We start from the raw sequence: 18,941 nt of genomic DNA, 5'->3' as shown, positions 1-18,941 counted from the left end.
GACCCGGCGCAGAACCACACGTTCCGCGACCACTACCTCGAGGTCGACCTCGACCTGTCCGACGTCGTCTTCCTGGCCACCGCCAACGTCGCCGACACCATCCCGGAGGCCCTGTACGACCGCATGGAGGTCGTCACCCTCGACGGCTACACCGAGGACGACAAGGTCGCGATCGCGCGCACCCACCTGCTGCCTCGGCAGCTCGAGCGGGCCGCGCTGACCGAGGCCGAGGTCACGGTGTCCGACGAGGCGCTGCGTCTCGTGGCCGGGCAGTACACCCGCGAAGCGGGTGTACGTCAGCTCGAGCGCGGCCTGGCCAAGGTGCTGCGCAAGGTCGCCACGAGGCTCGGCTCCGACGACGTCGCCTCGGTGCACGTCGACGCCGACAACCTGCGCGAGTTCCTCGGCCGGCCGCGGTTCCTGCCCGAGTCCGCGGAGCGCACCGCGGTGCCCGGCGTGGCGACCGGCCTGGCCGTCACCGGCGCAGGCGGCGACGTGCTGTTCATCGAGGCCACCTCGATGGCCGGTGACCGCGGCCTGACCCTGACCGGTCAGCTCGGCGACGTCATGAAGGAGTCGGCGCACATCGCGCTGAGCTATCTGCGCTCGCACGGCGCCGAGCACGGCATCGACGTGGCCGAGCTCGACCGTGCGCTGCACCTGCACGTCCCGGCCGGTGCGGTGCCGAAGGACGGGCCGTCCGCGGGCGTCACCATGGTCACGGCGCTGTCGTCGCTGGCCACCGGGCGCCCAGTGCGCTCCGACGTCGGAATGACCGGCGAGGTGACGCTGAACGGGCGCGTACTGCCCATCGGCGGCGTCAAGCAGAAGCTGCTGGCCGCCCAGCGGGCCGGGCTCAAGACGGTGTTCATCCCGGCGCGCAACGAGCCGGATCTGGACGACGTCCCGGCCGAGGTGCTGGCCGAGCTCGACGTCCGCCCCGTGGGTGACGTCGGCGAGATCCTCGCCTACGCGCTCGAGTCCGCCAACAGCAGCACGGACAGCGGTACCGGCGGCGCGGAGACCGTGGCCGCCTGATCCGCCGCACCCCCCGTGAATGCCCCTTCCGGCCGGTTCACCCCGGCCGGAGGGGGCATTCATCCGTCCGCGGTCAGGTGCGTGTGCGCAGCGCCTTGCGGTCGAGCTTGCCGATGCTGGTCAGCGGCAGCTGCTCGATGAGGTGGATCTCCCGCGGGTACTTCACCCGCGACAGGTGCGTGCGCGCGAAGTCGACGAGCTCGTCAGGCGTCGCGGCGGCGCCGTCGTGCAGCTGCACGAACGCGATGACCTCCTCGCCGTGCTCACGGTCCGGACGCCCGACGACGGCGCAGACGGCGACCGCGGGATGCTGCATCAGCACCTCCTCGACGTCGCGCGGGTACACGTTGAAGCCGCCGCGAATGATGATGTCCTTGATCCGGTCGACGACGAACAGGTAGCCGTCGGCGTCGACGTGGCCGACGTCGCCGGTGTGGAACCACCCGTCACGCAGCGCGAGCGCGGTCGCCTCGGGGTCGTGCCAGTACCCGGTCATGAGGGCCGGGCTCTTGATGCAGATCTCGCCCTCGACATCGGGCGCTGCGTCCGTGCCGTCCGTGGCCTCGATGCGCAGCTCGACGCCGGGCGCGGCCCGCCCGACGCTGCCCTCCCGCGCCTGCCCCATCGGCGTCGTGCAGGCCAGCGCCGCCGTCTCCGAGCAGCCGTACCCCTCGACGATCTCGACGGTCGGCACCCGCCGGTTCCACTCGTGCAGCACCTCGGCCGGCAGCGGTGCGCTGCCGCTGACCATGCGCTGCAGAGCCGACAGGTCGAAGGTCTCCAGAGGAAGGGTGGCCAGCAGGCGCAGCATGGTGGGCACGACGGCCGAGACCTGCACCTGGTGCTCTTGGGCCAGCGTCAGCCAGCCGGTGGGGTCGAACCAGCGCATGAGCACCGTGCGGTTGGGACGCACGGCGTGCAGGCTCATCGTCGACACCAGCAGGCCGTAGGCGTGGGCGAGTGGCAGGGGGAGCAGCGAGCGGGTGTGGTCGTCGTCGATGCCGGACAGCACCGCGGCCCACGCCGACGACGACAGCGCGTCGTGGCTCAGCACGACGCCTTTGGAACGTCCGGTCGTGCCTCCCGTGTACAGCAGGGCCGCCATGCCGGTGGGGTCGACGTCGGCCAGGGACGCCTCGTCGGCCGCGGCCAGCTCGTCGAAGCCGAACGTCGTCGCGTCCGTGGCTGCGCCGGCGACCACGATGCGCACGTCGAGCCCGTCGGCCGCCGCCCGTACGGTCGGCAGGAACTCGGGCGTGGTCACGACGGCGACCGCTCCCGAGTCGTCGAGAGCGTGCCGCAGCTCGGCCTCGCTGAGCAGGAACAGCAACGGGGTGACGGCGGCACCGAGCCGCCATACCGCGTGGTACGTCTCGAGGACCTCGGGGCAGTTGGCCATGCACACCGCGACCCGGTCGCCCGGACGGACCCCGAGCCCGTTGAGGCCACCGGCGAAGCGTCGACCCCGGGCGCCGAGCTCGGCGCTGGTGATGGTGCGGCCCTCGTAGACCAGGCTGCTGGCGTCGCCGAACCGCGCCTCGGCCTGTTCGGCCAGCACCCCCAGCGCGGTGCCGCGGGCGGGGGAGAGCATGCCGGAGCCGGACGTCGTCGTCATGATCGTGACGCTAGGCCCGGCCGGTGTGGTACCGCAATGAGAGTGGCAGCCCGGCCGCGCACCGAGTGGTCAGTTACGCGGCGAGTGGCCACCTGCAGCTGACCACTCGCCGTGTACGTGACCACTCGATGAGCGTTACTTGAGGTCGGCCGAGCCCTTGTTGAGCAGGCGGCGGGCGACGATCAGCTGCTGGATCTGCTGGGTGCCTTCGAAGATGTCCAGGATTTTGGAGTCGCGGGCCCACTTCTCCAGCAGCGATTCCTCGCTGTAGCCGAGCGACCCGGCGAGCTCGACGCAGCGCAGCGTGATCTCGCTGCCGACCCGACCGGCCTTGGCCTTGGCCATCGAGGCCTGCAGCGAGTTGGGCTTGCGGTTGTCGGCCATCCACGCGGCCTCGAGGGTGAGCAGGTAGGCGGCCTCCCAGTCGGCCTCCATCTGCAGGTACGCCGCGGCGGCCGCGTTCTGTGCGTACGACGGCGTGTCCCAGTCGATCTCGACGCCGGCCTCCTTCAGCAGGTCCTGGGTGACGTCGAGGGCCGCCCGCGCGCAGCCGACGGCCATGCCGGCCACCAGCGGGCGGGTGTTGTCGAAGGTCTGCATGGCGCCGGCGAAGCCGCTGGCACCTGGGTCGTCGTTGACCTCGGCCGAGCCCAGCATGTTCTCCTTGGGCACCCGGCAGTCGGTGAAGACGATCGTCGCCGTGTCCGAGGCGCGGATGCCGAGCTTGTGCTCCAGCCGCGTGACCTCCATGCCGGGCGTGCCCTTCTCCACGACGAAGGACTTGATCGCGGCCCGGCCCTTGGACTTGTCGAGGGTCGCCCAGACGACGACGGCGTTGCTGCGGCCGCCGGCGGTGACGTAGATCTTCTCGCCGTTGATGACGTAGTCGTCGCCGTCGCGGACCGCGGTGGTCGACACGGCCGACGAGTCCGAGCCGAAGCCCGGCTCGGTGATGGCCATCGACGCCCACAGCTTGCCGAAGCGGGCGAGCTGCTCCTCGTCGGCCACCGACGCGATCGCAGCGTCGCCCAGGCCCTGGCGCGGCATCGACAGCACCATCGCGACGTCGCCCCAGCACGCCTCCATGATCGACAGGACGCTCGACATGTTGGTGCCGTTACGGTTCTCGGCGCTGCCGTCGCCCGGGTCGCGACGCACACCACGCGCCCCCGTACCGCCCTCGCCGCCGTCGTTCATACCGTCGATCAGCGCGGCCAGCGCGTCGAGCTCCTTGGGGTACTCGTGCTCGGCACGGTCGTACTTGCGCGAGATGGGCCGGAAGATCTCCAGCGACACCTGGTGCGCTTGGTTGACGAGCATGCCGAACTTCTTCGGCGTCTCGAGCGAGATCATGCGATGTCTCCGTTCGTTCCGCGAGCGTCACTCATACGAGGACAACCCCTTCCATGACTGCAGCGGCGCGCAAATCTCGGTACCAGCGCTCGACCGGGTGTTCCTTGACGAAGCCGTGACCGCCGAGCAGCTGCACGCCGTCGGAACCGATCTTCATCCCGTACTCGGCGGTGAGGCGACGGGCCAGCGCGGCCTCGCGGGCGAAGCTGAGGCCCTGCTCGGCCCGCGCCGCGGCACGCAGCATGGTCAGCCGTGCACCCTCGAGCTCGATGCCGATGTTGGCGACCATGAACGCCACGGCCTGCCGGTTGCTGATCGGCTCACCGAAGGCCTTGCGCTCGTTGACGTAGGGGATGACGTAGTCCAGCACGGCGCGGCCGGTGCCGCAGGCGAGCGCCGCCCAGCCGATGCGGCTCAGCCGGATGCAGTCGGCGTAGACGTCGGCCGCTCCCGCACCGAGCAGCGCGCCCGCGGGCAGGGCGACCTCGTCCAGGACGAGGCGGGCGGTCGCGGCCGCCCGGATGCCCATGGCCGGCTCGGCCTCGACGGTGATGCCGTTCGTGCCGGACTCGACGACGAACAGCGCCGGCGTGCCCTCGAGGTCGGCCGCGACGACGAACAGCTCGGCCACGGCGGCACGGGGCACCAGCGACTTGACGCCGTCGAGCCGGAAGCCGTTCGGCGTGCGGGTCGCCTTGGTGTGCAGGGTGAACGGGTCGAACAGCGGGCGGGGCTCGAGCACGGCCAGGGCCGCGGCGGGGACGTCGTCACCGACGAAGGACGGCAGGTAGGTGGACTGCTGCTCGTCGTCGCCCCACAGCACCAGTGCGTTGCTGACGGCGGCCGGCGCCAGGCAGGCGACGGCCAGACCCATGTCGCCGTGGGAGAGGGCCTCGGCCACGAGCGCACCGGTGGTGGCGGAGCGCTCGCTGCCCATGCCCCCCAACGTCTCGGGGACACCGAGCATGGTCACGCCCAGCTCGCTGACCGAACGCTTGAGCACGGTGTCCGGCGCCGCGCAGTCGTTGTCGGCCTCGGTGCCCAGCGGGCGCAACTGCTCGGCTGCGAACTCCGCGGTGGCCTCGACGATCATCTTCTGCTCGTCGGACGGGGTCAGGTCGAACAGGCCGCTGCGGGCGGTGCTCGTCGGCCGCTCGGGCGCGCCGCGCTTCGGGCCGCCGCCGAAGCGACGGTTCGCGACCCCGACGGTGCCGACGGCCTTGAAGCCGGCCTTGCTGCCCGCGTAGACGGCGCGTTCGAGCGGTGCACGTAGGCCGAAGCGGTCGATGGCCGGGATGCCGGCCAGCTTGTTCAACGCGGCCAGGCCGTAGCCCATGGCGTCGCGCCCTCGTGTCTTGCGCCCTGACATGGCTCTCCCGGATTTCGGTGAATTTCAGTGATACGGCGGGTTTCACATAAATCTACCCGCCGGTAGGCATTCCGCAACGACAGCGACCGAGAGGTGATCCAGGCCGCAGCGCAGGAGTGCAGGCGCCCGGAACCACGGAGCTCTAGGCTGCGTTGAAGACAGTGAACAGCTTCAGTCCGAGGAAGGGCGACCATGGCGCAGAACCCCGTCATCAACCGGTTCGGCCGCGAGTCCGGCGGCAACTACCCCGCGCCCAGCGCGACCGAACTCCAGGGCATGTACGACCAGCCCGCCTACGCCGGTCCTCGCCAGGGCCAGGGGTTCATGACCCTGGACGACGTGGTGCAGCGCACCGCGGCCATGCTGGGCACGATCTTCGTGGCCGGCGCGATCGCCTGGGTGGCGCTGCCCGACAAGCTGTTCCTGCCCGGACTGCTGATCGGCGCCGTCGGCGGGCTCGCGCTCGGCCTGTACATGTCGTTCACGGCCAAGGTCAACGCCGGCACCGCCCTGCTGTACTCGGTGTTCGAGGGCGTGTTCCTCGGCGCCATCAGCCGCGTGTTCGAGCAGCGTTGGGACGGCATCGTCATCCAGGCCGTCGCCGGCACCACGATGGTCGCGGCCGGCATGCTGTTCGTCTACAAGATCGGCGCCATCCGGGTCACCCCGAAGTTCACCCGCATCGTCGTCGGCGCCACCATGGGCGTGTTCGGGCTCATGCTCGTCAACCTGGTGGCCTACCTGTTCACGCCGAACGGGCTGGGCCTGCGCTCGGGTGGCCCGATCGCGATCATCTTCAGCCTGATCTGCATCGTCATCGCGGCGTCGAACCTGGTGCTCGACTTCGACATGATCGAGCGCGGTATCCGCAACGGTGCGCCGCAGAAGCTGGCCTGGTTCGCCGCGTTCGGCCTCACCGTCACTTTGGTGTGGCTGTACCTGGAGATCCTGCGGCTGCTCGGCAACCTGCGCCGCTAGCGCCGAACCAGATCGTCGACGCCGAGGGGCGGGTCCGGAGACGGGCCCGCCCCTCGGCGTTCGTCGTGCCGGGCTCGGAAGATCGCGGTGAGCGCGCGCCCACGCCGTCGATCAGGTCTTCCTGCCGGGTTGCCGCTTCGTGCGGGATTTCCGGTGACTCACGAGGAAGACGTGATCGGCACCATGACCGACGCGGTGCAGACCGCACGATCAGCAGGTGAGTGCGGCGGGCGGGCCCGGAGCGCGCTGCGGCGGGCCGGCCCCCCAGCCGACCCGCCGCTGCACGTCGTTCCCCGTCTCGCGTCGCGTCCGGCCCCCAGCCGTGCGCCGCGATCCCAGTACCCCGTACTTCCACGTTCCCCCGTGGGCCGGTGTCGGACGATCCCCGCTTAACCCGTCCGAACCCGGTCATCAGGTTCAACGACCGGCCCCGGCGGAGGTTACGTGAGCGTCAAGATTCCTTTCCGGGGCGCGAGAATCAGCCCGGCTCGGTCCGCATCAGTCCAGGCGCTCGAGGATCATGGCCATGCCCTGGCCGCCGCCGACGCACATCGTCTCGAGGCCGAACTGCTTGTCGTGGGCGCGCAGGGAGTTGATCAGCGTGCTCGTGATCCGCGCGCCGGTCATACCGAACGGGTGCCCGACCGCGATCGCGCCGCCGTTGACGTTCAGGCGGTCCATGTCGATGCCGAGCTCCCGCTGCGACGCGAGCACTTGCGCGGCGAAGGCCTCGTTGATCTCGACGAGGTCGATGTCACCGATCTCCATGCCCGCCGAGGCCAGCGCCTTCTTCGTGGCCTCCACCGGGCCGAGGCCCATGATCTCCGGCGACAGGCCGGACACGCCGGTGGCGACCACGCGGGCCAGCGGCTGCAGGCCCAGGTCGAACGCCTTCTGGTCGCTCATCACAACCACCGCGGCGGCGCCGTCATTCAGGGCGCAGCAGTTGCCGGCCGTCACCCGCCCGTCCGGCCGGAAGACCGGCTTGAGCTGCGACACCGCCTCGTAGGTGACGCCGGCGCGCGGCCCGTCGTCCTTCGACACGACGCTGCCGTCGGGCAGCGTCACGGGGGTGATGTCGTTCGGCCAGAAGCCGGAGGCGATGGCCGCCTCGGCGAGGTTCTGCGAGCGGACGCCGAAGTGGTCCATGTCCTCGCGGCTGACGTCGGCGAGCAGGCCCACGTTCTCGGCGGTCTGGCCCATGGCGATGTAGACGTCCGGGACCGAGCCGTCAGCGCGCGGGTCGTGCCACTCGCTCGCCCCGGATTCCGCCACCTTGGCCGTGCGCTGCATCGCCTCGTCGTAGAGCGGGTTCTTGGTGTCCGGCCACCCGTCCGAACTGCCCTTGCCGAAGCGGGACACCGTCTCGACGCCGGCCGAGACGAAGGCGTGGCCCTCGCCGGCCTTGATCGCGTGGAACGCCATGCGAGTGGTCTGCAACGACGACGAGCAGTAGCGGTTGACGGTCGTGCCGGGCAGGAAGTCGTAGCCGAGCTGGACGGCGACGGTGCGGGCGATGTTGAAGCCGGACTCGCCGCCGGGCTGGCCGCACCCCATCATGAGGTCGTCGAGGTCGCGCGGGTCCAGCCCGGGCACCTTGTCCAGGGCGGCGCGCACCATCTGAGCGGCGAGGTCGTCGGGACGGATGTCGACGAGCGAGCCCTTGCCGGCACGTCCGATCGGGCTGCGGGCGGTCGAGACGATGACGGCATCGGGCATGGTGGCTCCTCGGGGATCGACGGTGTCCCATCGATCGTGCCACTCGCGTCAGAGAGCTGCCGCGCCTGTCGCGCCCGGCGGCAGCCCCCGGCTGCGGCGCGGTACGCGTCGGCGCAGCTGGGCCAGGGCGCCCCGGCGGTTCTCGCTGCGTCCGAAACGCTCGGCGCCGGCGACCTCGCTGCCCGGTCGCGCGGCCGCCTGCGCCGCTGCGCGCGCCACCGGCTTGACCCGGCGGGTGGTGAAGGTGCTGGCCGAACGCGCGCGGGTGCGCAGGCCCAGCGCGTCGAGCGCGGAGGGCAGCACGGCACCCGCGGCCTCCGCGTACCCGGCCGCGGAGGGGTGGAAGCGGTCGGCGGCGAAGTAGTCGAGGTTCTTCATGAACAGCGGGCCGAGCAGGTCGCCGAGCGAGACAGATCGCCCGCCCGCCTCAACGACGGCGATGGTCTGCGCGCGCGCCATCTGGCGCGACAGCCGGCGGGCGTAGGCCCGCAGCGGCTGGGCGAGCGGGCGGATCGTGCCGAGGTCGGGGCAGGTGCCGACCACGACCTCGGTGCCCCTGGCCGTCAGCACACGCACCGTCTCGGCGAGGTGGGGGACGGCGATCCCGGGCGGGGTGCGGGCCGTGACGTCGTTGGCGCCGATCATGACGACCGCGAGGTCGGCCGTCATCCCGGCGAGCGCCGCGACCTGGGCGGGCAGCTGCATCGACTGGGCGCCGACGACGGCGACGTTGCGGACGTGCACCGGACGCCGCGCGGCCTCGGAGACGCCCAGCGCGATCTGGGCCGCCGGGGTCTCGCGGTCGAACAGGACCCCGTAGCCGGCGGCGGTCGAGTCCCCGAGCATGGCGAGCCGGATCGGCGGCCGACGCCGGCCGACGCCGTTCGCCGCCCAGATCGTGTCGTCCGTGACGGGCGGCGGCTCGGTCGCCTGGGGGATGCGACGCCGGGCCAGCCGGGTCTCGGCGTGCAGCACCCCGATGAGCGCACCGACCGAACCGGCGCCGGCCGCGCCGACGCCCGCCCCGAGATACATCGCCAGGCGGCGACGCGAGCGAGTGGCCATGCCAGCGACCGTAGCGAGCCGCCTCCTGGCACCTGACAGGCAGTCTGCTCAGTTCACGCAGCCGTGCGCGGCGGCCGCAACCCCACCGGCCGGGGTTCGGGTTGCGCCGCCCGGAGCGGCGCTGCTGCCGGCGGGCGTGGAGGAGGAGGGCGTCGACGGTGCCGGCGGGTTGAGCCAGCGACTGATCCGGTCCTGCACCTGTACCGGATCGACGACCAGCGCGTCACCGACCGGTGACGGGAAGGTCCTCGAGCCCTGGGTGGGAATCGTCTGCCCCACGATGTTGCCGCCGGTGAGGTCGAGCAGCTGGTGGGCGAGGGAGTCCAGGCTGAGCCCGCTGTCGATGGTGAGGGTGCTCTTGATCGCGGCGACGAGCGCGTTCAGCTTGCCGGGATTGAGCAGTGTCCCGGCGCGCTCGATCCTGGCGAAGGCAGCGGCCAGGAAGTATCGCTGCCTGGCCTCACGTCCGATGTCGTTGAGCTCGTGGCCGTGACCGTCGAACAGGTTGTGTCTCTGGCGTACGAACTCCAGCGACTCGGTCGGTGTCAGGTGGTGCACGCCGGCCGACTCGACGAAGCCCGACCCGACACCGCCGAGGCCTTGCGCGCGGTTGCGCGCCGGGCTGTCGTCGACCGCGTGGCACAGGTCGACGGTGACCCCCCTGATCGCCACCGCGATGTTGTAGAAGCCCAGGAAGTTGACGAGGACGTAGTGGTCGATGGTCAGCCCGGTCAGGTTCTTGACCACCCGGACCAGCAGCGTCAGGCCGGCGGCCTGCCGCTGCGCGACGGACGACGACGCTGTCACCGGGTACCCGGCCGTGCCGTAGGTGTAGCCGTCGATGTAGGCGGCGTTGATCTTGTCGTTGCGGAACCCGGGAATGGCTACATAGCTGTCTCGCGGGATGGAGATCAACGTCGCCTTCGCACCGTTGGCCGGTACGTGCACGACCATCAGGGTGTCGGTGCTCGTCGTGGCGTCCGCCGCCCCGACGTGCAGCGTGGCGATCTGCCTCGGGGTCAGGCCGGACCGGTCGTCGTCGCCGATGACGAGGAGGTTCTGGGCCGCGCCGTCGATGTGCTGAAGCCTGGCGCCGGTCGCCGGGGCCGGAGCCTGCCCGAGGCCGCCGACGGCGACGCGGTGCAGGCCGCGGTCGAGACTGTCGTAGGTGTGGCGCAAATACCCGGCGCCGACGAGCAGGGACAGGGACACCCCCGCGGCGACGATCCGTACGGCCATCCGGACCGGCGCCAGGCCGCGCCGACGGCGGCTCGTGCGGTGCCGCCCGATGGGGTCCCATTGGTCGGCGGCCTGCTCCTGCGTCATGCGGCGCCCTCCTGTCGCACCGGCGTCCGCGGCGCGTCCGGTCACGGAACGGTAACGGAGCGGAGGTGAGAAGTGGGCCTCCGACCCTGCGTGCTCTCATCCGGCTGTCCCGGGATCGTCGGGCGCTAGCGTGGGCGCCATGCGCTACAGCGACTCCCTCGTCGAGCTGATCGGCAACACCCCGCTGGTCCGGCTCCGACGTTCCATCGGCCAGGACCCGGACCAGCAGGACGGCCCCGTCGTGCTGGCCAAGGTCGAGTACTTCAACCCCGGCGGCTCGGTCAAGGACCGCATCGCCGTGCGGATGATCGAGGCCGCCGAGGCGTCGGGCGAGCTGAAGCCCGGAGGCACGATCGTCGAACCGACGTCCGGCAACACCGGCGTGGGCCTGGCGATCGTGGCCCAGCAGCGGGGCTATCGCTGCATCTTCGTCTGCCCGGACAAGGTGAGCGGCGACAAGATCGACACCCTGCGGGCCTACGGCGCCGAGGTGGTGGTGTGCCCGACCGCGGTCGACCCCGCCGACCCGCGCTCCTACTACGAGGTGTCGGACCGATTGGCCCGCGAGACGCCCGGCGGGTGGAAGCCGAACCAGTACGCCAACGTCAACAACCCGCGCTCGCACTACGAGACCACCGGGCCCGAGGTGTGGGCCCAGACCGACGGCCGCATCACGCACTTCGTGGCCGGCGTCGGTACCGGCGGGACGATCAGCGGCACCGGTCGCTACCTCAAGGAGCAGGCCCGGGAGAGCGGACACGGCGTCCGCATCGTCGGCGCGGACCCCGAGGGCTCGGTGTACTCCGGCGGCACCGGCCGTCCCTACCTCGTCGAGGGCGTGGGCGAGGACTTCTGGCCCAGCACCTACGACCGCGACATCTGCGACGACGTCATCGCCGTCAGCGACGGCGACTCCTTCGCCATGACCCGGCGGCTGGCGCGCGAGGAGGGCCTGCTCGTCGGCGGCTCGTGCGGCATGGCCGTGGTGGCCGCGGCCGAGGTGGCCCGGACCGCGGGCCCGGACGACGTCATCGTCGTGCTGCTGCCCGACGGCGGCCGCGGGTACCTGTCCAAGATCTTCAACGAGGGCTGGCTCAGCGACTACGGCTTCGTCGAGACGTCGGGGGAGGAGACGATCGGCGACGTCCTGCGCGCCAAGTCCGGCGAGACGCCGTCCCTGGTGCACGCCCACCCCACCGAGACCGTCCGCGACGCCATCGACATCCTGCGCGAGTACGGCGTCTCGCAGATGCCGATCGTGCGCGCCGAGCCGCCCGTCACCGCCGGCGAGGTCATGGGGTCGGTGTCCGAGCGCGACCTGCTGGAGGCACTGTTCGCGGGGTCGGCGGCCTTGGCCGACGCGCTCGAGCCGCACATGTCACCCAACCTGCCGATCATCGGCTCGGGCGAGCCCGTGTCGGTGGCGATGGCGGAACTCGAGTCGGCCGACGCGTTGCTCGTGCACGTCGACGGCAAGCCGGTCGGCGTCATCACCCGGCAGGACCTCCTGGGGCACCTCGCCGGGAGCTGAACGCGCACGATCGCTCCTTCCGGCCGCCTGCAGCCGGCCCGCAGGGACGGTCACGCCGCGGTACCGCCCACCCCGTAGCGTTTCTTCCATGAGCAGCTTCGAGACCCGGGCCATCCACGCCGGCCAGGAACCGGACCCGTACACCGGATCGGTGATCGTCCCGATCTACGCGACGTCGACGTACAAGCAGGACGGCGTCGGCGGCCTGCGCGGCGGCTACGAGTACAGCCGCAGCGCCAACCCGACCCGCACCGCGCTCGAGGAGGCCCTGGCCGCGCTCGAGGGCGGCGCCCGCGGGCTCGCGTTCGCCAGCGGTCTGGCCGCCGAGGACGCGGTGTTCCGCACGACGTGCCGCCCGGGCGACCACGTCATCCTGCCCGGCGACGCCTACGGCGGCACCTTCCGCCTCGTGGCCCGGGTGCTGGCCGCGTGGGGTGTCGAGTACACGCCGGTACCGCTGGGCGACCTCGACGCCGTGCGGGCCGCGATCCGTCCCACCACCAAGATCGTGTGGTGCGAGACGCCGACGAACCCGTTGCTGGGCATCGCCGACATCGCTGGGCTGGCCGGCGTCGCGCATGACGCCGGTGCGCTGCTCGTCGTCGACAACACCTTCGCCTCGCCCTACCTGCAGCAGCCGATCGCGCTCGGGGCGGACGTCGTGGTGCAGTCGACGACGAAGTACCTGGGCGGACACTCCGATGTCGTCGGCGGGGCGCTGATCGCCGCGGATGCCGGCCTGGGCGACGAGCTGGCCTTCCACCAGAACGCGATGGGGGCGGTGGCCGGGCCGTTCGACGCGTGGCTCGTACTGCGTGGCATCAAGACCCTCGCCGTACGCATGGACCGGCACTGCGACAACGCCGAACGCGTCGTCGAGTTCCTGAGCTCGCACCCGGCCGTGGCGACGGTGCTGTACCCGGGCCTGGACAGCCACCCGGGCCACGACATCGCGGCCCGGCAGATGCGTCGCTTCGGGGGCATGGTGTCGTTCACGCTGCGCGGCGGCGTCGAGACCGCCCTGAAGGTGTGCGGGCTGGTGTCGGTGTTCATCCTGGGCGAGTCGCTGGGCGGCGTGGAGTCGCTCATCGAGCACCCGGGCCGCATGACGCACGCCAGCGTCGCCGGGTCGCCGCTCGAGGTGCCCGACGACCTGGTGCGGCTCTCGGTCGGCATCGAGAACATCGACGACCTGATCGCCGACCTGGCGTCCGCCCTGGCCTGACGCCGGACGGGCTGGGGTCACCCGGGCTGCTGGGCGCGCCACTCGTCGGCGAGGATCGCGAAGTCGAGCTCGTCGCTCCACTCGCCCTTGAACCACTCGTTCTCGACGAGGTACGCCTCCTGGCGCATGCCGACCCGGCGCAGCACCCGGGCCGAGGCGCCGTTGCGCGCGTCGACCCGGCCGATGACCCGGTGCGCGCCGAGGCCGTCGAAGGCCAGCCCGAGCAGGGCCCGGCAGACCTCGGTGACGTAGCCGCGGCCCTGGTGGTCGGGGTGCAGGACGTAACCGATCTCGGCGGTGCCGTGCTCGGCGCTGACCCAGGCCAGGATGACGTCGCCGATGACGAGATCGGTGTCGGCCAGCGCGATGCCGAGCCAGAGCACGTCGCCCCCGGCCTCGACGGCGGTGCGGTTGAACGCGGGGTCGGCGACGCGGGCGGCGACCGTCTCCCTGGTCCGCGGTTCGTAGGGGATGTAGCGGCACACGTCGGCGCGTGACTGGTAGGCGTGCACCGCGGCCACGTCGCCCGCGACGAGGGGGCGCAGCAGCAGGCGCTCGGTGCGTACGGGGTAATCGGGTCGCAGCATGGGCCGGAGGTTAGCGACGCGATCGGACTACGGTCGTGCCATGGGCGAGTACGGCGACTGCACGGCCTCGGCGGTCTGGGACGAGCGCTATCTCGACTACGACTTCGGCGACCACCCGATGAACCCGGTCCGCCTCGAGCTGACGATCCGGCTGGCGCGCGAGCTCGGCGTGCTCGACCGGCTGCAGGTCTCGCCCTCGGTGGCAGCGGACGAGACGCAGCTGCTCACCGTCCACGCGCCCGACTACCTCACCGCGGTCCGCGAGGCCAGCGTCGACCCCGGTTTCGAAGGCTACGGTCTCGGCACCACCGACGACCCCGTCTTCGCGGGGATGTACGACGTGTCGGCCCTGATCGCGGGCGGCTCGGCCCGGGCGGCCATGCAGGTGTGGACGGGCGAGGTCGAGCACGCCGTCAACATCGCCGGCGGCCTGCACCACGCGATGCGCGACCGCGCGTCCGGGTTCTGCGTCTTCAACGACGTCGTCCTGGGCATCCGGTCGATGCTGGACGCGGGGGCGAGCCGGGTCGCCTACGTCGACATCGACGTGCACCACGGCGACGGCGTGCAGGCGGCGTTCTACGACGACCCGCGGGTGCTCACGGTGAGCCTGCACCAGGACCCGCGGACGCTGTTCCCGGGCACCGGCATGCCGAGCGAGATCGGGGACGGCGACGCGGCAGGCACCTCGGTGAACGTCGCGCTGCCCCCGGGCACCAGGGACGCCGGGTGGCTGCGCGCCTTCCGGGCCGTCGTGCCCGGAGTGGTGCGCGCGTTCGACCCGGACGTGCTGGTGACCCAGTGCGGCTGCGACACCCACCACGAGGACCCGCTGGCCAACCTCGGGCTCACCGTCGACGGGCAGCGGGAGGCCATCGCGGAGCTGCACGAGTTGGCCCACCGGCACGCCGGCGGTCGCTGGGTGGCGTTCGGCGGCGGTGGTTACGGCGTGGTCCGCTGCGTGCCCCGCACGTGGACGCACCTGCTGGCCGAGGCGTCCGGCGTGCGGATCAGCCCGGACACGCCCGTCCCCGAGGCGTGGTCGGATTCCCTGCGCGGCCGGGGTGTGGGCCGGTTGCCCACGCACATGGGTGAGCAGCCGCTGCCCGAGGTCACCGCCTGGGAACCCGGTGGCGAGGGCTGGCTCGACGGCGCCATCGCCGCCACGCGTCGCGCGGTGTACCCGCTGCACGGCCTCGACCCCTTCGACCCCCGTGACTGACCCCGGCGCGGCGGCCCCGCCCGTCGTCGACCCGGCGGACGACGCCGACTGGCCCGAGGCGCCGCGCCACTGGGAGGCCGACGTCGTCGCCGCCGACGGCGGCACCGTCCACCTGCGGCCCATCCGGCCGAGCGACGCCTACGCGCTCGTCGCCTTCCACAGCGGGCTCTCGCAGCGCACCCGGTACCTGCGCTACTTCTCCGCCTACCCGCGCATCCCGCCACGCGACCTGTACCGCTTCACGCACGTCGACCACCACGACCGTGTCGCGTTCGTCGCCGTCCTGGCCGGGCAGATCATCGCGGTCGGCCGGTACGAGCGGCACGGGCAGAGCGGTGACGCCGAGGTCGCGTTCGTCGTCGCCGACAAGCACCAGGGGCGGGGGATCGGCTCGGTGCTGCTCGAGCACCTGGCCGCCGCGGCGCGCGAGAACGGGCTGCAGCGGTTCATCGCCGTGGTGCTGGCCGAGAACGAGGCCATGATCCGGGTCTTCCGCCTCGCCGGGTACGAGACGACCCGCCACCTCGAGTACGGCGAGGTCACCCTGGAGTTCGCGGTCGACGAGACGTCGGTGACGGAGACGGTCATGCGCGAGCGGGAGCAGCGGGCCGAGGCGCGTTCGATCGCCCGGCTGCTGCACCCGAAGTCGGTGGCCGTGGTCGGCGCCAGCAACGACCCCGCGAAGATCGGCAACGCGGTGTTCCACAACCTGCTGCGGATGGACTTCGACGGCCCGCTGTACCCGGTGAACGCCGACGCCCGGCACGTCGGCGGGGTGCGCGCGTACGCCTCCGTCCTGGACGTGCCCGACGAGATCGACCTCGTCGTGGTCGCGGTGCCCGCCGCGCAGGTGCCGGCCGTCGTCGAGGAGTGCGCGCAGCGGGAGGTGCGCGGGCTGGTCGTGCTCAGCGGCGGGTTCGGCGAGCGGGGTGAGGACGCCGAGCAGCAGGCCGGGCTGGTCGCGCAGCACGAGCTGATCGACGCCGCCCGCAACCACGGCATCCGGGTCGTGGGCCCGAACTGCCTGGGCGTCGTGAACACCGACCCGGCGGTGTCACTGAACGCGTCCCTGGCCCCGCTGCCGCCGCTGGCCGGACGGTCCGGGTTCTTCTGCCAGTCCGGCGCGCTGGGCGTGGCGGTGCTCGGCGAGGCCTCCCGACGCGGTCTCGGGGTCTCGACGTTCGTCTCGGCCGGCAACCGCGCCGACGTCTCGGGCAACGACCTCATGCAGTACTGGGAGACCGACCCGCACACCGACGTCGTCCTCATGTACCTCGAGAGCTTCGGCAACCCGCGCAAGTTCGCGCGGGTCGCCCGCCGGCTCGGCCGCACCAAGCCGATCGTGGCCATCAAGGGCGGCGCGGCCATGGTGGTGCCCGGGTTGGCGTACACGTCGGTCGAGGTCGCCGAGACGAGCGTGCGGGCGCTGTTCGAGGCCTCCGGCGTCATCCGGGTCGACACGGTAGGCGACCTGTTCGACGTCGCGCTGCTGCTCACCTCGCAGCCGCTGCCGCGCGGACCGCGGGTGGCGGTGGTCGGCAACTCGACCGCGCTCGGCGTGCTGGTCACCAACAGCCTGGCCGAGGAGGACCTGCAGCTCGGCCGGCTCGACGACATCGGCGTCGACGGCACGGCGGCCCAGCTCGAGGCCACGCTGGACGAGGCGTTGGCCGATCCGGACGTCGACGCCGCCGTGGTGGTGTTCGTGCCGCCGTTGCAGCGCAGGTCGTCCGAGGACGCCGCGCGGGCGCTGCGCACCGCGGCCGCACGCAGCGACAAGCCGGTGCTGTCGACCTTCCTCGGCTTCGAGGGCGTCCCGGCGGGCCTGGCCGCCGAGGGTGACGCGTCGCCGGCGCGCGGCTCGATCCCGTCCTACGCCTCACCGGAACGGGCCGTGCGGGCGCTGGCCCGGACGGTGCGGTACTCGTCCTGGCGTCAGCGCGACCCCGGCGTCATCCGATCCTTCGACGACGTCGACCTCGCCGCCGCACGGGCCTTCGTGGTGGACCTGCTGGCCTCGGCGCCGGGCGGCCGCGACCTGGACGTCGAGGAGTCGCGGACCCTGCTGTCGCACTTCGGCATCGCGCTCGCCGACGGCATGCTGGCCGCCCCGAGCGACGGGGTCGACGTGGTGATGACGGCCCACGACGACAAGTCGTTCGGCGCGCTGATCTCGTTCGGCGTGCGTGGCGTCGCCACCGAGCTGCTCGGCGACCGTGCGTACGCCGCGGTGCCGGTGACCACGGCCGACGCCGACGACCTGATCAGCGCCCCGCGGGCGGCGCCGATGCTGGACGGCTACGGCGGCGGGGTCGTCGCCGACCGGACGGCGCTGGCCGAGCTGGCGATGCGGCTGTCGACCGCGGCCGACGCGCTGCCGGAGATCGCCGAGTGCACGCTGGGCGTCACCGCGGCGGCCGACGGGGTGGTCGTGACGACGGCGCAGGTGTGGATCGGGCCGCCGACCGCGCGCCCGGACACCGGCCCACGCCGGCTGCGCGGCTTCTGACAAGCGTCGTCAAGCACGTCAGCGGACGGGGGTGCCGTTCCGGACGCCCGTGGTCACGCCGCCGCTGCCCGGGACGCCGCTCGCACCGCCGCCGGTGACACCACCACCGGTGACACCGCCGACGGGTTGCCGGCGCGTCGGCCCGGTGAGCGCGGCGATCCGACCGGACAGGTCGGCCGGCGGCCGCCACGCCCACCGCACCGCGGTGCCGTTGGTGATCGGTTGGTTGCAGTTCGGCAGGCTGACGTCGGTCGTGACCGTCGGCAGGGCGTGCCCGTCGGCCGTGTAGGCGACGATCGCGAGCTGGCGGCGCTGCGCCGACCTGATCTGCGGGCACATGACGGCCAGCTTGCTGGTGGACGCGTGCTCGATGCTGGTGACCAGCGCCGTCGCGTCGGCGCCCGTCAACCTCGTCGAGGCGGACGGAGCCGTTCCCTGCGCGCCGGTGCTGCTGTACCCGCACACGACGACGGTGCGCACCGGCTGGTCGAACATGGCGCCGGTGGTTGCGGACGAGCGGCCCGTCGGCGACGTGCGGGTCGGGAACGTGCCCGGGCACAGCGCAGCCGGTCCGGCGTCGTCCGACGCGGGCGGGAGCACGGCGGGCGAGCGCGACGCGGACCCGGCGGGCGACGACGCCGCCGACGGGCCGCCGGCCTGGCGTTGCCCACCGCCCGAGCCGCCGCCCCACACGGCGGCGCCGCCCACCGCGGCGCCCGCGACCACCACCACGGCCGCGGCGGTGGAGAGCACGCGGACACGACGCTGCGTGCGCGCCGCCCGCGCGTGGGTGAGGACGCGCTCGACGTCGACGGCGTCGTCACCCTCGCCGTCCCGCAGCGCGGCGCGCAGATCGGATTCGCTGGGACTCATGAACTTCCTCCTGCCGCGCTCGTCGCGTCGACCCGCATGCGGGCCAGCGCACGGGCGCAGCTGCTCTTGACGGTGCCGAGCGGGATGCCGAGCGTGTCGGCGGTGTCGCGCTCGGACAGGTCGCAGTAGAAGCGCAGGACCACGACCGCCCGCTCACGCGGTGACAGTTCGGCGAGCAGGCGCCGCAGCTCGTCGCGCAGGTCGTAGGCGTACGAAGCGCTGTCCGCGACCTCGGGCTCGGGCAGCTCGGCGGTCGGGCGCTCACCCCACCAGCGACGCCGGGAGGCGTCGATGTGCGCCGAGACCAGGGCGCGCCGTGCGTAGGCCAGCGGTGCGTCGATGCGGCTCCACTTCAGGTAGACCCGGGTCAGCGCCGTCTGGACGAGGTCCTCGGCGCGATGGTGATCGCCCGTCAGCAGCCGGGCGGCGTGCTGCAGCGTGGCGCCCTCGGCCTCGACGAAGGCGCGGAAACCGGCCTCGTCATGCACGCGCACTCCCGTCGCAGTGGTCCACACCAGCACAGACGAGCTG

At 72.3% G+C, this 18,941-nt stretch carries 15 protein-coding genes; 6 read left to right on the top strand and 9 right to left on the bottom strand.

Annotated features, from left to right (window positions below; genetic code table 11):
- Positions 1–1,038, top strand: a 1,038-nt coding sequence (locus tag ACFFCA_RS14645; RefSeq protein ID WP_375486037.1) for a S16 family serine protease, incomplete at its 5' end; no start/stop codon positions are given.
- 73 nt (positions 1,039–1,111) lie between these two features.
- On the opposite strand, the gene ACFFCA_RS14640 is transcribed toward ACFFCA_RS14645, so the two are convergent.
- The 3 genes from ACFFCA_RS14640 to ACFFCA_RS14630 form a co-directional block, all read right to left on the bottom strand.
- Entirely contained in the window at positions 1,112–2,653 is a 1,542-nt protein-coding gene (locus tag ACFFCA_RS14640) for a class I adenylate-forming enzyme family protein (protein ID WP_375486035.1), read from the bottom strand.
- A 135-nt stretch (positions 2,654–2,788) separates the two neighbouring features.
- The gene (locus ACFFCA_RS14635) at positions 2,789–4,006 is read right to left on the bottom strand and encodes an acyl-CoA dehydrogenase family protein (RefSeq protein ID WP_375486033.1); all 1,218 of its coding nucleotides are present in this window, start codon (positions 4,004–4,006) and stop codon (positions 2,789–2,791) included.
- A gap of 31 nt (positions 4,007–4,037) precedes the next feature.
- Entirely contained in the window at positions 4,038–5,375 is a 1,338-nt protein-coding gene (locus ACFFCA_RS14630; protein WP_375486031.1) for an acyl-CoA dehydrogenase family protein, read from the bottom strand.
- A gap of 192 nt (positions 5,376–5,567) precedes the next feature.
- Between ACFFCA_RS14630 and ACFFCA_RS14625 the strand changes: the two genes are divergently transcribed.
- Positions 5,568–6,353: a Bax inhibitor-1/YccA family protein gene (locus ACFFCA_RS14625; RefSeq protein ID WP_375486029.1), complete on the top strand. Its 786-nt coding sequence runs from the start codon at positions 5,568–5,570 to the stop codon at positions 6,351–6,353.
- A 498-nt stretch (positions 6,354–6,851) separates the two neighbouring features.
- Here ACFFCA_RS14625 and ACFFCA_RS14620 read toward each other — a convergent pair whose 3' ends face one another.
- From ACFFCA_RS14620 to ACFFCA_RS14610, 3 genes are read right to left on the bottom strand one after another with little or no spacing between them, the layout of a single operon-like run.
- Positions 6,852–8,072 (bottom strand): acetyl-CoA C-acetyltransferase, encoded by a 1,221-nt coding sequence (locus tag ACFFCA_RS14620; protein WP_375486027.1) that lies wholly within the window; start codon positions 8,070–8,072, stop codon positions 6,852–6,854.
- Positions 8,073–8,120: 48 nt separating this feature from the next.
- Positions 8,121–9,137, bottom strand: a complete 1,017-nt coding sequence (locus tag ACFFCA_RS14615; protein ID WP_375486026.1) for an SGNH/GDSL hydrolase family protein — start codon at positions 9,135–9,137, stop codon at positions 8,121–8,123.
- A gap of 48 nt (positions 9,138–9,185) precedes the next feature.
- The gene (locus ACFFCA_RS14610) at positions 9,186–10,463 is read right to left on the bottom strand and encodes an LCP family protein (protein WP_375486024.1); all 1,278 of its coding nucleotides are present in this window, start codon (positions 10,461–10,463) and stop codon (positions 9,186–9,188) included.
- A gap of 139 nt (positions 10,464–10,602) precedes the next feature.
- On the opposite strand from ACFFCA_RS14610, the gene ACFFCA_RS14605 reads away from it, so the two are divergent.
- Both ACFFCA_RS14605 and ACFFCA_RS14600 read left to right on the top strand, forming a co-directional pair.
- A complete protein-coding gene (locus tag ACFFCA_RS14605) occupies positions 10,603–11,994 on the top strand; it encodes a cystathionine beta-synthase (RefSeq protein WP_375486022.1) in 1,392 nt (463 codons plus the stop codon).
- Between the two features lie 88 nt (positions 11,995–12,082).
- Positions 12,083–13,219: a cystathionine gamma-synthase gene (locus ACFFCA_RS14600; protein ID WP_375486020.1), complete on the top strand. Its 1,137-nt coding sequence runs from the start codon at positions 12,083–12,085 to the stop codon at positions 13,217–13,219.
- A 17-nt stretch (positions 13,220–13,236) separates the two neighbouring features.
- On the opposite strand, the gene ACFFCA_RS14595 is transcribed toward ACFFCA_RS14600, so the two are convergent.
- Complete coding sequence (locus ACFFCA_RS14595; RefSeq protein ID WP_375486018.1) at positions 13,237–13,806, bottom strand: GNAT family N-acetyltransferase; 570 nt, start codon at positions 13,804–13,806, stop codon at positions 13,237–13,239.
- A 40-nt stretch (positions 13,807–13,846) separates the two neighbouring features.
- On the opposite strand from ACFFCA_RS14595, the gene ACFFCA_RS14590 reads away from it, so the two are divergent.
- A complete protein-coding gene (locus ACFFCA_RS14590) occupies positions 13,847–15,028 on the top strand; it encodes an acetoin utilization protein AcuC (protein ID WP_375486016.1) in 1,182 nt (393 codons plus the stop codon).
- Positions 15,021–17,537, top strand: a complete 2,517-nt coding sequence (locus ACFFCA_RS14585) for a GNAT family N-acetyltransferase (protein WP_375486014.1) — start codon at positions 15,021–15,023, stop codon at positions 17,535–17,537. Before ACFFCA_RS14590 ends, ACFFCA_RS14585 begins: the two co-directional genes overlap by 8 nt.
- 18 nt (positions 17,538–17,555) lie before the next feature.
- On the opposite strand, the gene ACFFCA_RS14580 is transcribed toward ACFFCA_RS14585, so the two are convergent.
- Both ACFFCA_RS14580 and ACFFCA_RS14575 read right to left on the bottom strand, forming a co-directional pair.
- Complete coding sequence (locus ACFFCA_RS14580) at positions 17,556–18,410, bottom strand: hypothetical protein (protein WP_375486012.1); 855 nt, start codon at positions 18,408–18,410, stop codon at positions 17,556–17,558.
- Positions 18,407–18,898 (bottom strand): SigE family RNA polymerase sigma factor, encoded by a 492-nt coding sequence (locus tag ACFFCA_RS14575; RefSeq protein WP_375486010.1) that lies wholly within the window; start codon positions 18,896–18,898, stop codon positions 18,407–18,409. The genes ACFFCA_RS14580 and ACFFCA_RS14575 overlap by 4 nt, the downstream gene beginning before the upstream one ends.
- Between the last annotated feature and the right edge of the window lie 43 nt (positions 18,899–18,941).

It is taken from the genome of uncultured Jatrophihabitans sp. (assembly GCF_964252635.1).
Lineage (GTDB): Bacteria > Actinomycetota > Actinomycetes > Mycobacteriales > Jatrophihabitantaceae > Jatrophihabitans.
The sequence above is the reverse complement of the archived record's forward strand: the minus strand, read 5'-3'. Positions and strand labels throughout refer to the sequence as shown.

Coding starts and splice junctions, on each gene's coding strand:
- ACFFCA_RS14640 (WP_375486035.1), bottom strand. CDS start 2,653: ATGACGACGACGTCCGGCTCCGGCATGCTCTCCCCCGCCCGCGGCACC.
- ACFFCA_RS14635 (WP_375486033.1), bottom strand. CDS start 4,006: ATGATCTCGCTCGAGACGCCGAAGAAGTTCGGCATGCTCGTCAACCAA.
- ACFFCA_RS14630 (WP_375486031.1), bottom strand. CDS start 5,375: ATGTCAGGGCGCAAGACACGAGGGCGCGACGCCATGGGCTACGGCCTG.
- ACFFCA_RS14625 (WP_375486029.1), top strand. CDS start 5,568: ATGGCGCAGAACCCCGTCATCAACCGGTTCGGCCGCGAGTCCGGCGGC.
- ACFFCA_RS14620 (WP_375486027.1), bottom strand. CDS start 8,072: ATGCCCGATGCCGTCATCGTCTCGACCGCCCGCAGCCCGATCGGACGT.
- ACFFCA_RS14615 (WP_375486026.1), bottom strand. CDS start 9,137: ATGGCCACTCGCTCGCGTCGCCGCCTGGCGATGTATCTCGGGGCGGGC.
- ACFFCA_RS14610 (WP_375486024.1), bottom strand. CDS start 10,463: ATGACGCAGGAGCAGGCCGCCGACCAATGGGACCCCATCGGGCGGCAC.
- ACFFCA_RS14605 (WP_375486022.1), top strand. CDS start 10,603: ATGCGCTACAGCGACTCCCTCGTCGAGCTGATCGGCAACACCCCGCTG.
- ACFFCA_RS14600 (WP_375486020.1), top strand. CDS start 12,083: ATGAGCAGCTTCGAGACCCGGGCCATCCACGCCGGCCAGGAACCGGAC.
- ACFFCA_RS14595 (WP_375486018.1), bottom strand. CDS start 13,806: ATGCTGCGACCCGATTACCCCGTACGCACCGAGCGCCTGCTGCTGCGC.
- ACFFCA_RS14590 (WP_375486016.1), top strand. CDS start 13,847: ATGGGCGAGTACGGCGACTGCACGGCCTCGGCGGTCTGGGACGAGCGC.
- ACFFCA_RS14580 (WP_375486012.1), bottom strand. CDS start 18,410: ATGAGTCCCAGCGAATCCGATCTGCGCGCCGCGCTGCGGGACGGCGAG.